Origin of the sequence: Bacillus sp. ISL-47 (assembly GCF_018613175.1) — a bacterium.
Classification (GTDB): Bacteria; Bacillota; Bacilli; order Bacillales; family Cytobacillaceae; genus Cytobacillus.
In genome coordinates this window covers 39,986-56,228 of record NZ_JAGGQS010000041.1, presented here as the reverse complement: position 1 = coordinate 56,228, position 16,243 = coordinate 39,986, and the positions used below count along the sequence as shown (strand labels likewise).

General features: G+C 42.1%; 16 protein-coding genes and 2 other annotated features. Of the genes, 14 read left to right on the top strand and 2 right to left on the bottom strand.

Features of this window, described 5'->3' with window-relative positions; genetic code table 11:
- Positions 1 to 37: 37 nt before the first annotated feature.
- Positions 38 to 1,297, bottom strand: a complete 1,260-nt coding sequence (gene bcbE, locus J7I93_RS14170) for a bacillibactin exporter BcbE (RefSeq protein WP_214726513.1) — start codon at positions 1,295 to 1,297, stop codon at positions 38 to 40.
- Between the two features lie 178 nt (positions 1,298 to 1,475).
- Here bcbE and J7I93_RS14165 point away from each other — a divergent pair, with 178 nt between their 5' ends.
- The 13 genes from J7I93_RS14165 (at position 1,476) to J7I93_RS14105 (ending at position 13,782) form a co-directional block, all read left to right on the top strand.
- A complete protein-coding gene (locus tag J7I93_RS14165; protein WP_214726512.1) occupies positions 1,476 to 2,117 on the top strand; it encodes an MOSC domain-containing protein in 642 nt (213 codons plus the stop codon).
- A 289-nt stretch (positions 2,118 to 2,406) separates the two neighbouring features.
- Positions 2,407 to 2,658 (top strand) — a binding site (T-box leader).
- Positions 2,659 to 2,699: 41 nt separating this feature from the next.
- Positions 2,700 to 2,948 (top strand) — a binding site (T-box leader).
- Between the two features lie 92 nt (positions 2,949 to 3,040).
- Positions 3,041 to 4,420, top strand: coding sequence for an anthranilate synthase component I (gene trpE / locus J7I93_RS14160; RefSeq protein WP_483297135.1), 1,380 nt, complete (start codon positions 3,041 to 3,043; stop codon positions 4,418 to 4,420).
- Positions 4,404 to 5,015 (top strand): anthranilate synthase component II, encoded by a 612-nt coding sequence (locus J7I93_RS14155; RefSeq protein ID WP_214726510.1) that lies wholly within the window; start codon positions 4,404 to 4,406, stop codon positions 5,013 to 5,015. Before trpE ends, J7I93_RS14155 begins: the two co-directional genes overlap by 17 nt.
- Complete coding sequence (gene trpD, locus J7I93_RS14150) at positions 4,987 to 6,012, top strand: anthranilate phosphoribosyltransferase (protein WP_214726509.1); 1,026 nt, start codon at positions 4,987 to 4,989, stop codon at positions 6,010 to 6,012. Before J7I93_RS14155 ends, trpD begins: the two co-directional genes overlap by 29 nt.
- The gene (gene trpC, locus J7I93_RS14145; RefSeq protein WP_214726508.1) at positions 6,013 to 6,807 is read left to right on the top strand and encodes an indole-3-glycerol phosphate synthase TrpC; all 795 of its coding nucleotides are present in this window, start codon (positions 6,013 to 6,015) and stop codon (positions 6,805 to 6,807) included.
- Positions 6,804 to 7,427 carry a phosphoribosylanthranilate isomerase gene (locus tag J7I93_RS14140; RefSeq protein ID WP_214726507.1) on the top strand — a complete coding sequence of 208 codons (624 nt, stop codon included), beginning with the start codon at positions 6,804 to 6,806 and terminating at the stop codon, positions 7,425 to 7,427. Before trpC ends, J7I93_RS14140 begins: the two co-directional genes overlap by 4 nt.
- Positions 7,424 to 8,629, top strand: a complete 1,206-nt coding sequence (gene trpB, locus J7I93_RS14135; RefSeq protein ID WP_214726506.1) for a tryptophan synthase subunit beta — start codon at positions 7,424 to 7,426, stop codon at positions 8,627 to 8,629. Before J7I93_RS14140 ends, trpB begins: the two co-directional genes overlap by 4 nt.
- Entirely contained in the window at positions 8,626 to 9,411 is a 786-nt protein-coding gene (gene trpA, locus J7I93_RS14130) for a tryptophan synthase subunit alpha (RefSeq protein WP_214726505.1), read from the top strand. The genes trpB and trpA overlap by 4 nt, the downstream gene beginning before the upstream one ends.
- Before the next feature lie 344 nt (positions 9,412 to 9,755).
- Positions 9,756 to 10,544 carry an ABC transporter ATP-binding protein gene (locus J7I93_RS14125; protein WP_214726504.1) on the top strand — a complete coding sequence of 263 codons (789 nt, stop codon included), beginning with the start codon at positions 9,756 to 9,758 and terminating at the stop codon, positions 10,542 to 10,544.
- Positions 10,528 to 11,283 (top strand): ABC transporter permease, encoded by a 756-nt coding sequence (locus J7I93_RS14120; protein ID WP_214726503.1) that lies wholly within the window; start codon positions 10,528 to 10,530, stop codon positions 11,281 to 11,283. Before J7I93_RS14125 ends, J7I93_RS14120 begins: the two co-directional genes overlap by 17 nt.
- A gap of 15 nt (positions 11,284 to 11,298) precedes the next feature.
- Positions 11,299 to 12,291 carry an aliphatic sulfonate ABC transporter substrate-binding protein gene (locus J7I93_RS14115; RefSeq protein ID WP_214726502.1) on the top strand — a complete coding sequence of 331 codons (993 nt, stop codon included), beginning with the start codon at positions 11,299 to 11,301 and terminating at the stop codon, positions 12,289 to 12,291.
- Positions 12,292 to 12,466: 175 nt separating this feature from the next.
- A complete protein-coding gene (locus J7I93_RS14110) occupies positions 12,467 to 13,045 on the top strand; it encodes a LemA family protein (RefSeq protein WP_214726501.1) in 579 nt (192 codons plus the stop codon).
- The gene (locus tag J7I93_RS14105; RefSeq protein ID WP_214726500.1) at positions 13,042 to 13,782 is read left to right on the top strand and encodes a TPM domain-containing protein; all 741 of its coding nucleotides are present in this window, start codon (positions 13,042 to 13,044) and stop codon (positions 13,780 to 13,782) included. The genes J7I93_RS14110 and J7I93_RS14105 overlap by 4 nt, the downstream gene beginning before the upstream one ends.
- A gap of 53 nt (positions 13,783 to 13,835) precedes the next feature.
- On the opposite strand, the gene J7I93_RS14100 is transcribed toward J7I93_RS14105, so the two are convergent.
- Positions 13,836 to 14,432, bottom strand: a complete 597-nt coding sequence (locus tag J7I93_RS14100; RefSeq protein WP_214726499.1) for a class I SAM-dependent methyltransferase — start codon at positions 14,430 to 14,432, stop codon at positions 13,836 to 13,838.
- A 335-nt stretch (positions 14,433 to 14,767) separates the two neighbouring features.
- On the opposite strand from J7I93_RS14100, the gene cdaS reads away from it, so the two are divergent.
- Complete coding sequence (cdaS, locus tag J7I93_RS14095; RefSeq protein WP_214987797.1) at positions 14,768 to 15,367, top strand: sporulation-specific diadenylate cyclase CdaS; 600 nt, start codon at positions 14,768 to 14,770, stop codon at positions 15,365 to 15,367.
- The last annotated feature ends 876 nt before the right edge of the window (positions 15,368 to 16,243 follow it).

Below are 16,243 nucleotides of genomic sequence, written 5' to 3'. Positions count from 1 at the left end.
CATTTTACTGGGTCACTCTAAATCGATACGGATTTTTTTATGCTTCATTTTTATCGGGTTTTATAGCCATCATTGTCGCCAGGGCTGCAAGAATGGTTATAGCACTTAATATATAAAAAAGCGCCTTGTCAGAGTGCTTCATTAGAATTGCGATTGCCGGGGGACCCGCAGCAACTCCAATAAATCTCATAGAGCTGTAAATGGATGTAATGGTTCCTCTTTCCGCTTTTTCAATGCCTTCAGTAATAAGAGCATCCAAAGATGGGAGGGCAACCCCTATACCAATACCAGCAAACAGGAACATGCCAATCATAAACCACATATTGTTTGAAAAGCTGAGAATGGCAGTCGCACCAGCAACCAGAACAGTTCCTAAAAATATTATCCATTTCATCAAAATTTTATTTTCTTTTATTTTTTTGCCAGTCAAATAGGACGAAATACAAAGAGCACCCAGTGGAACCGCCAGGAGAAGCCCTTTTTTAACATCTTTAATTTCATACGTTTTTTCCAGTATATCAGATAAATAAAAAAGGATTCCAAAAAGGACAAACATAAGAATTGCACCAATAAAAAAGATAGCGTAAAGCCATTTACCATTGTTCTTAAAGGTATCCTTGATATTTCCCCAAAATTTCTTCAATGGCAGCGGTTCTTCACGTTTATTTGGTGTTTTTACAAGGAAGAACACTAGCATTATGGATATGGTACAAAATACAGGAAATGAAAAAAATGGCAAAAACCAAATGAATCCTGCCAAAAAGGCACCAAGAATAGGTGACAAGACTTTCCCGAATGTATTGGATGTTTCGATTAAACCGAGCGAGCTGCTTACATCATTATCATTCTTGAACATATCACCGACCAGCGGCATAACAATTGGTGCCGCTCCAGCAGCACCAACCCCCTGCAATGCCCTGCCCGCTAATATTATCCAATAGGCATCATCCACTTTCCAGGCAGCCCATCCTGAGATGAGCCCGCCAATTCCCGCAATGAGAAGACTTGGAATGATTACTTTTTTACGGCCTATATGATCGGATAAAAAGCCGGCGATAGGTATCAAGATTATGGCTACAATACTGTATACCGTAATAATCATGCTTGATTGGAATGAAGAAATATTTAGTTTGTTTTCCATTTCAGGCAATACTGGAATTAACATAGAATTTCCAAGGGTCATAACGAGAGGAATTGAAGAAAGTGAAAGAATGGCCCATTTTTGGTTATGAACATCATCTCCGGTCTTCTTTTTGGCTTTTGAATTTACGGATTGTAAATTTTCAACATGCTCCATATTTCTTACCTTCCTTTTCGTTAATCAAACTAATATTAATATGAGCTTATAACACGGAAACTAATTAGAAAAAGGGTTTACTTTTTATGGGAAAAATCAAATGATGGAAATAAATGTTCGTTTTACTAAAAAAAAGAGTTAAAATATAAAAAAATACAAACTGGGCGAGGGGAATTTAATGGAGACAAACGGGATCATCAAGTGTTTAAGCGTAGGAAAGCCACAACTGTATTATTGGAAAAATAAAGAGGAGACTTCAGGGATTGGTAAAGGTAAAACTGCTGATGCTTTTTTAACGAAGGAAGGCTTTATCGGAGATGGTGTGGCCAATATAGATTTCCATGGCGGCCCTGACAGGGCTGTCTGCCTTTATCCTTATGAGCATTATCAAATGTGGGAAAAAGAATTCAAGAAGGTTTTCAATCTGCCATCCTTCGGGGAAAATATATGTGTAAGCAATATGCTTGAGAAGGATGTTTTTATCGGGGATGTTTATTCACTGGGGGAGGCAATGGTGCAAATAACACAGGGACGCATTCCATGTTCAACCATATCGAAGTATAATGGTGAAGACCGGCTTTTAGGCAGAATTGTCGAAACAGGGTACACCGGTTATTTTTTCAGAGTGCTTGAAGAAGGAAGAGTGGGAGCGGATTCCTGCCTTAAGCTGGTGGAAAGAAAACAGGAAAATATTTCGGTCCTTGAAGCAAATTATATATTGTTTCATAACCGCAAGAATCGAACTGCTGTTGCAGAGTTGCTGAAGGTTCAGGAGCTTGCTGATGTTTGGAGAGAGAAACTGGAAAAAGCACTTTTATAAAGTTATAAATGATTTTGTAAATGAAAAAATGGTTAAATAAGGTTGGTTGATTGGAGCGTAAGGTGCGAGACTCCAGCGGGAGGAGTGGGACAGGTGAGACCCCACAGGCGCTGCGCGCCGAGGAGGCTCACCGCCCGCCCCGCGGAAGCTTGAGCATCCTGGAGCGGAAATCAACCTCTACACTACTTGTTTGAAAATCAACAAAGTTTGCGAAAACATTTTTTATAATAATTTTTTGTTCATCCCTTGACATTTTTTATTTATCGGAATATTATAATAAGCAATATATCGAAAGGCAATGACAAAGAGTAGTAACTTCTGCGGAAGCTTTAGAGAGCTGATGGTTGGTGCAAATCAGTGCGAATGCTGAAGTGAATGGACTTTCGAGCCTCCAAACCGAACCTTTTAAAGCAGTAGGCTTTGGCGAACGGTCTCATCGTTACAAGGGACAGATATTCAAGCGTTTTTCGTTTTGATATCTGTTAAAGTGAGCTGAAATTTCAGCTAATGAAGGTGGCACCACGGGTTTCTCGTCCTTTTTAAGACGGGGAGCCTTTTTTATTTCCTTTAAAACTTTATAGCTTTAAATCGTTGAGCAAGAGGAGTACATTGATACTTTCCGTTCCAGAGAGCCGGGGCAGGTGGGAACCCGGTACGGAAAATCAATCGAATGGACTTGCGAGAGGCTTTCTGAAAACAGTAGGAAAGCACGGTTTCCGCCGTTAAAAGGATAGGGTATCGATTGTTGTTTTATCTAATCCGTACCCGAAGAGGGAGCAGCTAGCTGCTCTGAAATGAGGTGGCACCACGGTCACATGATACGTCCTCTATACACACAATCCCTGTGTGTATAGAGGACTTTTTTATTTCTGTCAACGAACTGGAGGAGAAATAACTTGAAGACGATTATTGATGAACGATACATGATCGAAGAGCTTGAGGGTGATACATTAACACCCATTTTGATTTACCAGAGAATGAGCGGGAAAAAGAAGTTCCTTTTCGAAAGCTCATTAAAGCATGAAAAGTCAGGCAGGTATTCATTCATTGGCGCAGATCCTGTGATGGAGCTTAAGGGAGATGGAAACCTTACAACCATCACAACAGATGGAAATGATGAGGTGCTTTCTGAAAAGCCGCTCGATGTCTTAAAGAAAATTATGCCTGAGGATAATAGACCGCAGCTTGAACGATTTCCGTTTTGCGGAGGGGCTGTGGGATATGCAGGCTATGATGTGATCAGACAGTACGAGGATATCGGAAGGGTTCCAGAAGATGAATTGAATGTTCCAGATGTTCATCTTATGTTTTTTGAAGAGGTTGCTGTGTTTGACCACCTGGAGCAAAAGGTTTACCTTGTCGCAATGCCTTTGACTGAAAAAACGGATGTATCACGACTTCGCCAAAAAGTGGAGAAAAGAAAGACAGAAATCCAAAATGGAAACAGCAATATGGAATCCAATGAAGCTGCCCTAAATGATTTTAAGGCTTCCACTTCAAAAGAAGACTTTGTTGACAAAGTAAAAAAAGCAAAGAAATACATTGAAGAGGGTGACATTTTTCAAGTAGTTTTGTCACAGCGATTGAAAGCTGAAATGACAGGCGACCCCTTCTCCTTTTACCGAAAATTAAGAGTGCAAAACCCGTCGCCATATATGTATTATCTTGAATTTGAGGATTATGCGGTTGCAGGAGCATCACCCGAAAGCCTCATCAAAGCGACTGGCGATAAGGTGATAACAAACCCCATTGCTGGAACAAGGCCAAGAGGGAAAACGGAAGCAGAGGACCTCCAGCTTGAAAAAAGCTTAAAAGAAGATGAAAAGGAGCTTGCCGAGCATCGCATGCTCTTGGATCTGGGCCGAAATGACCTCGGCCGTGTCTGTGAATTTGGCTCAATCACGATTGAAAAAAACATGGTAATCGAGAGATATAAGCATGTTATGCACCTGGTATCAGAAGTTGGAGGCAAGCTGAAAAACCCATATTCAGCCATTGACGCCTTAATCGCATGCTTGCCTGCCGGGACAGTTTCCGGCGCTCCTAAGATTCGGGCAATGGAAATTATTAATGAACTTGAAAAAGTTAAAAGAGGTATCTATTCTGGGGCAGTCGGCTATTTTTCCGGAAATGGCAATATGGATTTCGCTCTTGCGATCAGAACCATGGTCATTAAAGATGGCTATGCATATATACAGGCTGGTGCGGGGATCGTTCATGATTCGGTTCCAGAAAAAGAATATGAAGAAACACTTCATAAACTAAAAGCATTTTTGGAGGATAAAAATGATTTTACTGATTGATAATTATGATTCATTCACTTATAACCTTTATCAATATTTAGGGGAACTTGGGGAAGAAATTAAAGTAGTCCGCAATGACCAAATCACCCTTGAAGAAATAGAGAAACTGAATCCTGAGGCAATTGTGCTTTCGCCGGGGCCAGGCAGACCGGAACAAGCCGGGATTATTGTAGAAGTGATTCGTAATTTCCATAAAAAGCTGCCCATTCTAGGGATTTGCCTGGGCCATCAGGCAATTGGTTTTGCGTTTGGCGCCAAAATCGAAAAAGCCAGGAAAATCATGCATGGCAAGGTTTCAAACCTGAAGCATAATGGTTCGCAGCTGTTTCAATATATGCCACAGCCCATCAATATCATGCGTTACCATTCTTTAATCATTCAATCCGGCACTTTGCCAGGCAGCTTTCAAGTATTGGCGAGGTCCATGGATGACAATGAGATAATGGCCATCAAGCATGAAGCATATCCTCTTTACGGTTTGCAATTCCATCCGGAGTCAGTGGGAACGGTACTTGGCAAAAAGATATTGGAAAACTTTTTACAAACAATCGGGAGGGAAAAGAAAGATGAAAACAATACTGCAACGGTTATCTGATAGAGAGTCTTTAACAGAAGCAGAAATGAAGGAAGCAATGGATACTATTTTTTCTAATGATGTAACAGATAGTGAAATAGCCGCTTTTATGGTCAGCCTAAAGACGAAGGGAGAAACGGTTGACGAAATTGCAGGAATTGTAAGAGCTATGAGAGATAAATCACTAACATTTAGCAAGAAGATTCCCAATGTTTTGGATAATTGCGGAACAGGCGGAGATGGATCAAGCAGCTTTAATATCAGTTCCACCTCGGCATTTGTGATTGCCGGAGCGGGAATTCCCGTTGCCAAGCATGGAAATAGAAGTGTTTCCAGCAAAACCGGCAGTGCTGATGTACTGGAGCATTTGGGCATTAACTTAAATAACTCGCCGGAACGGACTGAAGAGATCCTTGAAGAAATCGGGATTGCATTCCTGTTTGCTCCCCATGTTCACCCGAACATCAAGAGAATCATGAAAGTGCGCAAGGATTTAAGAATTCCGACCACATTCAACTTAATCGGACCGCTGACTAATCCGGTTGAACTTGATAATCAGCTCCTTGGCATTTACCGCAGAGATTACACGATGATGTTCGCAGAAGTATTGAAAACATTGGGCAGAAAACGAGCTGTTGTCCTGAATGGTGCAGGTTATATGGATGAAGCCTCGCTGCAGGGAGAAAATCATTTGGCTATACTTGACAATGGCAAAGTAATCGAAACGATATTGCATCCTGAAGAGGTTGGACTGCCTGTTTACAGCAATGATGCCATCAGAGGCGGAGATTCCAGAGAAAATGCGGAAATTCTTTTAAATGTCCTTAAAGGTGAAAAAGGGGCAAAAAGAGATACAGTGCTGTTGAATGCCGGGATTGGCATCTTTACTGGAGGCAAAGCAGACACCATTCAAAGAGGGATTGATATAGCAAGAGAAAGCATCGACTCAGGAGCAGCTTTTGATAAACTCCAACAATTAATTAAAGCAAGCAAAAGCTTTCAAAAAGAGGTGATATAAATGGAAACCATTTTAGATAAAATTTTAGCTGAAAAAAGAAAAGAAATTATGGAGCTGCATGAAAAAAAAGAAACAGAAAAGGCAGATTTGAAATTTGAAAAACATTCCTTCATATCCCGTCTTGAGAAGGAAAATGAACTTGCTGTCATAGCCGAATTCAAAAGGGCTTCACCATCAAAAGGGGATATTAATATTTCTCAGAAACCTGAGGAACAGGCATTATTTTATAAAAATTTTGGTGCAGATGCGATTTCAGTTTTGACCGATAGAAGCTTTTTTAAAGGCAGCTTTTCTGATTTAACTGCTGTAAGGGAAACAGTTGATCTGCCGATCCTTTGCAAGGATTTTATTATAGATGAGGCACAAATCTTAAAAGCAAAGGCGGCAGGTGCGAATCTTATCTTGCTGATTGTTGCTGCAATGGATGCGGAAAGGCTGAAAGAGCTTTACAATTTTGCTCTTGAGCAGGAACTAGAGGTGCTGATGGAGATCCATAATGAAGAAGAATTGGAAACAGCACTAGAAACGGGAACAAAATTAATTGGTGTCAACAATCGAAACTTAAAAACCTTTGAAGTGAACCTTGAAGCAACGGAAAAGCTTGCACCAGCTATTAAGAAGGCGGGCAGATTCCTGATTAGCGAGAGCGGCATCAAAACGGAAGAGGATGTGCATCGTGTAATTGCAGCAGGAGCAAACGGCATTCTTGTCGGAGAAGCGTTTATGAAAGCAGATAATCTGGAAGGGCTGCTGAAGGCAATGAAGCTTCCTTTGCAAGGGGCTGTAAAACAATGAAGGTAAAAATTTGCGGAATTAGGGACATTAAAACAGCATTGTCAGCAATTGAAAGTGGTGCCGATGCCCTCGGGTTTGTTTTTGCGCAAAGCAAGAGGAGAATTGACCCGGAGGAAGCAGGGAAGATCATACACCAGCTTCCGGAGGATCTATTAAAAGTAGGCGTGTTTGTAAATGAAACAAAAGAAACCATAGAGAAGATTGTTGAGATCGCAGGTATAAATGTTATCCAACTGCATGGTGATGAAACACCTGAATTCAGCTGCGGATTTTCTCTTCCTGTTATAAAAGCATTGAGCGTTGGCTCGGCTGAGGATCTATCCAAGCTGGATGAGTATTCAAATGAATACTTCCTGCTGGATAGTCCAAAGGGTAAGTATCGGGGAGGCAATGGTGTTTCATTCGATTGGAGCATCCTTAATGAGAATCTTTTATTAGGTAAAAAGATTATCCTCGCTGGAGGTCTGAACCCTGAGAATGTGGCAGAAGGCATTAAAGCAGCTAGCCCGTATATGGTTGATGTGAGCAGCGGGGTTGAAACAGAAGGAAAAAAGGACCTTGGGAAAATTAAAAGATTTATAGATGAAGCAAAGAGCATGGAAAAGGAGGAAGTAAAATGACAGCGACTTATACATTGCCAGATGACCGGGGACACTTTGGTGAATATGGGGGCAGATATGTACCGGAAACCTTAATGCAGGCTATTCTTGAATTGGAAGAGGAATATAAAAAAGCACGTGCAGATGAGAGCTTTCAGGCGGAACTCCGAGCTTTATTAAAGGATTATGTCGGCCGTGAAACGCCATTATATTATGCTGATAACCTCACAAAATATGCAGGCGGTGCGAAAATCTATCTTAAGCGGGAGGATTTAAACCATACAGGCGCACATAAAATCAACAACTCATTGGGCCAGGCGCTATTAGCCGCCAGAATGGGCAAAAGGAAAATTGTTGCCGAAACGGGTGCAGGCCAGCATGGTGTGGCTACAGCAACGGCTTGTGCGCTATTAAATCTGGAATGTATTATTTTTATGGGTGAAGAGGATATCCGCAGGCAGCAGCTGAACGTTTTCCGGATGGAACTGCTCGGAGCCAAAGTGGTAGGTGTTAAATCAGGCAGCGCGACATTAAAGGATGCTGTGAACGAAGCCCTCCGCTACTGGGTGACAAACGTAGAAGATACCCATTATATTTTGGGCTCTGTCATGGGTCCGCATCCTTTTCCAATGATTGTCCGCGATTTTCAAAGTGTTATAGGCAATGAAACAAAGCAGCAATATCTTGAAAAAGAAGGAAAGCTTCCAGACGCAGTTGTAGCCTGCATAGGCGGCGGCAGCAACTCCATGGGCATGTTTTATCCTTTTATAAAGGATGAAAGTGTACGCATGATTGGTGTGGAAGCAGCAGGCTTAGGTACAGATACAGAAAAGCATGCCGCATCGTTAACAAAGGGCTCGCCAGGAGTCCTTCATGGGGCACTCATGTATTTATTGCAGGATGAGCACGGGCAAATTCAGGAAGCGCATTCGATTTCTGCTGGCCTTGATTACCCCGGTGTCGGCCCGGAGCACAGCTATTTAAAAGATAGCGGAAGAGCGAGATATGAATCCATTACAGATGATGAAGCAATGGAAGGATTAAAGCTGCTATGCAAGCTTGAAGGCATTATTCCTGCATTGGAAAGCTCCCATGCAGTTGCCTATGCTTTGAAGCTGGCACCGCAAATGAATAAAGATGAAGGACTTGTTATCTGCTTATCAGGCAGAGGCGACAAAGATGTAGAAACAGTAAGAGCCAGATTAGGAGGGGAAGGAAATTGAACCGGATCGAAAAAGTATTTCAAACTCTAAAGAAAAATAATGAAAAAGCGTTTGTGCCATATATTATGGCTGGTGATGGAGGCTTGGACACACTGGCTGAAAAAATAACTTTCCTGGAAAAAGCGGGAGCAACAGCTATTGAAATTGGTATCCCATTTTCAGATCCTGTAGCAGATGGACCTGTTATCCAGCAGGCTGGAATCCGGGCTTTACAGGCAGGTACAACACTTCGGGGTGTTATGGAAAAAATTGCTGAGATCCGCCCCATTGTCCATATTCCGCTAGTTTTTATGACCTACATGAATCCGATCATGGCATATGGAATTGGGAACTTTATTGCTGATGCCTCAAAGGCGGGTGTGGATGGCTTAATTCTCCCTGATCTCCCAGCTGAGGAAGAAGAAATTATCGCTCCTATTGCAGAGCGGGCTGGAATTGAGATTATCCGGCTCGTAACCTTAACGAGTCCAATAGAGCGAATTCAGGAAATTGCAGCCAGGGGAAAAGGCTTTTTATATGCCGTAACGGTTAACGGTATTACTGGTGCAAGAAAAGGATTTAATGAAGAGCTTGGCAAACACCTTGAAAAGGTGAAGGAGGTCAGCCCGATACCGGTCCTTGCAGGATTCGGAATCTCCGAGCCTTCACATGTTGAAAAAATGAATATGCATTGTGATGGCGTCATAGTCGGAAGCAAGATTATTGACCTGTTTGAGAGCGGGAACTTGACTGAAATTGAAGTGCTGATTGCTGCATCTAAAGCAGAGAAAATTAAGGTGTAATAGAATGAGCTTTCTCCTAAATCGGAGGAAGCTCATTATTATTTTTGGGGCTTTGCGCATGTTGATTTTGGCACTTTGTTGATTAGAGCGGAAGGCGGGAGTATCTTGCGGGAGTGCGAGTCAAACGGAAAACCCCGCAGGCTTAATGCTTGAGGAGCGTAGGACTGCCCGCGGTTCGCTTAGCTTTTTGAGCGGAAATCAACAGGTAAGATTAACAGATCCATTTTTTTGAAAAAGCCCATTTTTAAAAATTTTCACAAGAAAGGTTGACATGCAGGTTGAATACATTATAATTACAAGTAATCCGAGTAAATTAATATGTTTTATAGGAATAGGTGATTTAAGTGTTCATTGAGATAAATGAAGTTCATAAACAATATAGCGATAAAGAAAATCAGCCTGTGGTTGTATTGAAGGGTATTAATCTTTCGGTTGGCAAAGGGGAGTTTGTTTCGATACTGGGCCCATCCGGATGCGGGAAATCCACGCTTCTATCAATCGTTGCAGGTTTGACTAAAACAACCTCCGGACAAATTCTTATTGATGGAAATACCATCACTAAACCTGGCAAGGACAGGGGAATGGTTTTTCAGCAAGCTGCCCTATTTCCCTGGTTAACAGTTATGGAAAATGTTACATTCCCTTTGAAAAAAGAAATGAAGAAGAAGGATGCAGAGGAAGTCGCACTAAAATACCTGCAAATGGTTCAGCTGGGGAAGTATTTATCTCACTATCCCCATGAACTATCAGGGGGAATGCAGCAGCGGGTTGCAATTGCAAGAGCACTTGCCATGAATCCAGAGACACTTCTAATGGATGAACCTTTTGGTGCCCTTGATGAGCAAACCCGCTCCCGCTTACACGTGCAGCTTGAGAATATCTGGACCGAGACGAAGAAAACGATTTTGTTTGTCACTCATAGTATCTCTGAATCTATTAAGCTTTCAGATCGGATCATTGTGATGGGTACAAAACCGGGTACTATTTTACAGGACATCACTGTAGATATTCCAAGACCGCGTGAAGAATACAAAAAAGAAATGCTGGAGATTGAAGATCATATTATGAGTTATTTAAAGAAGGAAATTGACAAAGTCGTAAGTGAGGAACTTCAATATGCAAACAGCCATTAAACGAATTATCTTCTTCGCTGCCATCATCGCTTTTTGGGAGGCTGGTTCCCGGCTGGAGCTATGGCATCCGCTAATTTTCCCTTCTTTGTCCAGTGTTTTCAGCGCTTTGGTGGAAGGGTTTCAGGATAAAACACTCATATATGATTTAATCGCGAGCTTTAAACGTCTTGCAGTAGGGTTGGCCATTAGCCTTGTAATCGGTACATTAATTGGCATTCTTCTTGGAAAATCGAAGACAGCCGATGACACATTGGGAGCTGTCATTCTTGCCCTGCAGAGTGTTCCGAGCATTGTGTGGCTGCCTATCGCTATTATGTGGTTCGGTCTAAATGAAAAGGCGGTTATTTTTGTAACTATTCTTGGCGGAACATTTGTAATGGCACTGAATATGCGGACAGGAATCAAGAATGTATCACCTTTATATATAAAAGCAGCACAAACCATGGGGGCAAATGGGATTGACCTATTCACAAGGGTTATCTTCCCAGCTTCTATACCATATGTCGTCACTGGATCCCGTCTTGCATGGGCATTCGCGTGGCGGGCATTGATGGCCGGTGAGCTTTTAAGCACTGGTCCAGGATTGGGATATACGCTGCGATATGCTTCAGATTTTGGAAGAATGGATATTGTTATTGGCGTCATGATTATCATTGGTACGATTGGGATGATCGTCGACCAATTAATCTTCCAGCGCATTGAAAAATCAGTTATAAAAAAATGGGGACTTGAGTCTTAATCAGGAGGGGTAAATATGAAAAAGGTATTTATATGGATCGCTGTATTATTCACATTCGCGGGGCTGCTTGCAGGCTGCGGTTCATCTGAAAAGAGCAGCGGAAGCGAAGACAAAATTGTCATCGGATATTTTCCGAACATCAATCATGTCCCAGCAATGGTGGCAAAAGACCAGGGCTACTTTGAAAAGCAGCTTGGGGATGGAACAAAAGTGGAATATAAAACATTTGCTGAAGGCGGTTCATTCATGACAGCCCTTAAAACTGGCGACATAGATGCCGGTCTTGTTGGGCCAGGGCCAGCAATGAACAACTACTCAACTGGAGCAGATGTGAAAGTCATCGCGGGAGCCTCGACTGGCGGGACGGTTGTCCTTGCGAGAGAAGGGGTAGAAATCAACTCCCTTGAAGATTTCCAAGGGAAAACGTTTATCACTCCAGGTGTTGGCTGCACACACGATGTTCAGTATGAAACGTATTTAGAAGAAGCTGGCATCACATCTGCCCGAATCGGCGGCACAATGAAGCATCTGACAGGTAACCCTGCTCAGTATGCAAGTATGCTGAAAACTGGAAAAGTTGATATTGCAGTTGCTCCTGAACCATGGGCAGCAGTAATTGAACAGGAAACAAATGCTCAAGTCGTAATCGGCTGGGATGAAGTATCCTTCGGTGAAACTTTACCTGCATCAGTATTAGTAGCAACTGGCGAAGCGGTAAAAAATAGCCCTGATAAAGTGCAGAAAATCGTAGACGCTCATAAGGACGCTGTAAAATTCATCGAAGAAAATCCCGAAGAGGCAAAAGCAATTACCATTAAAGATATTAAGGAAGTTACAGGCCAGGAGCTTGAAAAAGAAGTAGTAGACCGCGCCTGGGAAAGAATCGGATTCACCTATGAAGTGAACGCCGAAGCCATCCAAGCATTTGCTGATTCATCCTATACTTTAAAATTCCTTAAAGACAAACCTGAATTTAGCGAGCTTATTGCGAAAAACTTTATTCAATAAGAGAAAATTTGGACCGGAGCCCGGAATGGGTTTCGGTTGTTTGTTTGGTGCCTCACTCTTCCCTGGTCAACATTCCCAATGCTCAAAACCTTCCTAAGGTTTAACATCCACTCAAAAAAGGAAAAATACCATGCAAGTGGCACAATACAACTTAGAAACAGGAGTGGCGCAAAATATGAAAAAAGGAATGGGAGTTTTAATAGCCGTTATTGCGGTAGTTGTAGTGCTGGGGATGATGCTGATGTCCAGCTATAACGGATTTGTAAATGCAGAGGAAAATGTAGACCAGGCATATTCGCAAATTGAGAACCAGCTGCAGAGGAGGCTGGACTTAATACCGAACCTGGTGAATACGGTAAAAGGTTATGCTGCTCATGAAAAGGAGACGATTCAGGCAATTTCTGATGCTCGTGCAAGATTGGCCGGTGCGCGGTCTCCTGAAGAGGAAGCTGCAGCAAATGCCGAGTTATCAAGCGCTTTGAGCAGATTACTTGTTGTGGTTGAAAACTATCCAAATTTAAAAGCGGATAAGCAATTTACTCAATTAATGGACGAGCTTGCCGGCACTGAAAATCGAATTTCCGTTGCCCGAAAGGATTACAATGACCAGGTTGCTGTGTATAACAAGAAAGTAAAAAGGTTTCCAGGTGCGATCGTAGCCGGAATTACTGGCTTTGATGAAAAAGAATACTTTAGGGCCGATCCGCTGGCTAATGAAGCGCCGGAAGTTGACTTTGGAGGCAATGGAGAATGACCATTCACAGGATCAGCTCGATCCTGCTAATATTGCTTTTGGCAATAGGGGTATTGCCAGCTCATGCAGATGAGCATATACCCCAGCCGGTCGGAGACATTTATGTTCAGGATTTTGCAAATGTTCTTAATGACCAGGAGAAATATGATTTAAATCATTTAGGCAGGCAGATCGAGGATCAGACTTCTGCGCAGATTGCTGTCCTTACCGTTGATACGACCGGAGGCAGGCCGATCGAAGAGTACACAAATGAAGCTTTTCGTACATATGGAATAGGAAGCGCTGCAAAAAATAATGGTGTTTTATTAGTAGTTGCCATGGAGGATCGTCAGGTTCGAATTGAGGTTGGATATGGACTTGAAGGGCGGATTCCTGATGGAAAAGCCGGCAGGATCCTGGATCAGTATACAATCCCGAATCTTCAGGCAGGACAGCCGAATAGGGCAATTGTTGAAACCTATAAGATTCTTGCACAGGAGGCTGCCGGAGAAAATATTGTGCAGGGCAATGGCGGAAATGCCAATGCCGAAACCCAAGACACTGGGGTAGGCATTCCATCCTGGCTGCTCATCATTATTGTCGTCGGTTTTTTATTCCTTGATATAAAATTTTTTGGCGGAGCATTTTCATATGCCATTTTATCCATCCTCTCAAGAGGCGGAGGGGGTGGAGGCGGCGGTCCCCGTGGAGGGGGAGGCGGTTCTTCCGGAGGCGGAGGCGCCAGCCGCGGCTGGTAATGCAGCACACAAAAGGAGTGGAGAATATCATTTCTCCACTCCTTTTAAATTATTTATTTAATTCCTGTTACACAGACTGCTAACACTGGGCGTGCATTCTTATAAGAAACAGATATGGAATGGAAGCCGGCTGCTTCCATATCTGCTTTCATTACATGTCCCAGACTTTTCGTTATCGTTTCATTTGCTCCTTCTTCTCGCGGCTGCACTGTAATCGCGATCTTTCCCTTGCTTTCAAGCATTCCGTATAAATACTGCAAGGATTCTCTTGGTTTGGTCCATAAAGGATAATTGTTAACAGAGAAGATCTTGTTATATTTTTTATCAGGTAAGAAATCATGTATGTCCTTAACGAACAACCTGACTTTCCCTTGCTGGATACAATCGTCATTCAGCTTTGCGGCAGCTGATTTCATATCTCTTGAAACGTCGACTCCATCAGCTTCCACATGGCGGTAATTGTCCATAATATAACGAATGCTGTATCCGGGACCGTAACCCACCTCTAAAATAGAATCTCTGCGTTTTATCTTGAGTTTTCCTACTGTCCATTTATTAATCTTGCGGTTTTCAAAATACATAATTTTGCCCGCAAGTTTACCCATTATTCCTTCAGGTTTTTCAAATTGTTTTGCCAAAATCTCAAACATGTCTATCACCTCGTTGCGTAATACTTATATTTAATCCTTTTTTACGGTTTCTAAACCTATTTCTGTTAAACTGGGCAGCTAATTTTCGATCCAGGCGTCCGCTTCTCCGCGGATAGTCAGGGATCCCCTTCAAGCATTAAGCCTGCAGGGACTCCCTTTGACTCGCTTGTCCCGCTGGCACTTACAATAAGCCTCCTGAGGAAAGCGCGACTTCCGTTTTAATCAACAGGGTGCCAACACAGAGCTTTAACAGACTCTTCTGTTAAGTATGTAAGTGGATAAATATTTTTTAACAGGAAAAGGTACTAATATAAAAAATGATTGGAGGAAGTCCAGTGATTTATGGCGAGGAACAATATCGTAATGACTTAAACCGATATATTGGCAATATAGATCAGCAGCTTCATTCACTTTCCAAAACGCTGGAGGACTTCAACTGCTGTATTTTATCCGATTTTGAAAGATTGCAGAAGATGGTGACAGATGCCCACAACATTGCTTCCACTTATTATTTGCAATCTTATTTATCACCATATACAAAGGAATATTCAAACTTGTCATTGGCCGCCCAGCATTTATCGGAAAAAAGGCATGGCGGGCTCATTGTCGTGGAGAGAAAACAGCCGCTAGATGATTATCTGCATAATGGAACGCCAATTGGTGCAAAGGTTAGCCATACCTTGCTGGAAACGATCTTTTATCCCGGAAATCCTCTCCATGATGGAGGGACCCTAATAAGAGAAGATATGATAGTCTCGGCAGGCAACATTTTACCTCTAGCAAGGAAAAGCATAGAGGGGAAGAAGTTGGGGACAAGACATAGGGCTGCATTGGGAATTACAGAGAAGACGGATGCAGTTGTCATTATTGTTTCTGAGGAAACAGGACGAATTTCATTTGCTGTTGATGGTCAGCTTTATACAGTGAGAACATAAAAAATCCCCCATAACTGGTGATTCATCTTTGATTGGAGTGGAAGGTGCAAAGACTCCTGCGGGAACAAGGGTCAGGGGAGCCCCCTCAGGAGCGGAGTGACGAGGAGGCTCCCCGGGCAGCCCGGGAAAGCGAAGCACCTGGAACGGAAATCAACAGGCCCATTTCAAAGACGGAATAAAAAAGACTGTAGCAAATCAACGGGTTCCGATACCTGTCACTTTTTATAATAATACGTTTGAAGATCTGCTTATATTTGTTATACATTTTGTCCTGCAAAATGCAGGGCTTTTTGTTATGTAAGAATATTACAAAGTGCCATCTAGTGTATAATGCAATTTATGGCCAAAGTACTGTTATAAAACTAAATGTTGATTTCACTGTGTTTGAAAATAACCGGAAAAATTCCGTTTAAAAGGGGAAATACCCATATTTCCTTAAGAATAAGCGGAGCTTTTTCGCTTATATGATCCAAATCTTTGAATTTTGGCTTATTTAGAGCAGTTAACCGGAATTCCTCCGCTTATCTCTGCTTCTTAAGCTTCCTCTATATACTTTAGCCGGAAATTCTCCGCCTATTAATTCTCATACCTATAGGAAAATCATCAATGAATAATTACAGAGCCAAAGAGAAACTTAGTATTGTAACTAAAAAACACAGCATTTTGCAATCCAATTTGCGAGGTAACAGAAATCTCTGTAACCTTACATTTCGAAATACAAATTGGACCACAGTTTCAAGCCTGTTTTTAGAATTATTCGCGTTATATCAATGAAAAATGACCATCAAATTCACATACAAATTGATGGTCATTTTAAAATACACATTGGATTTTTGTGACAGGTAAAAGAACCCGTTAGTAGCAAATCCGATTTTC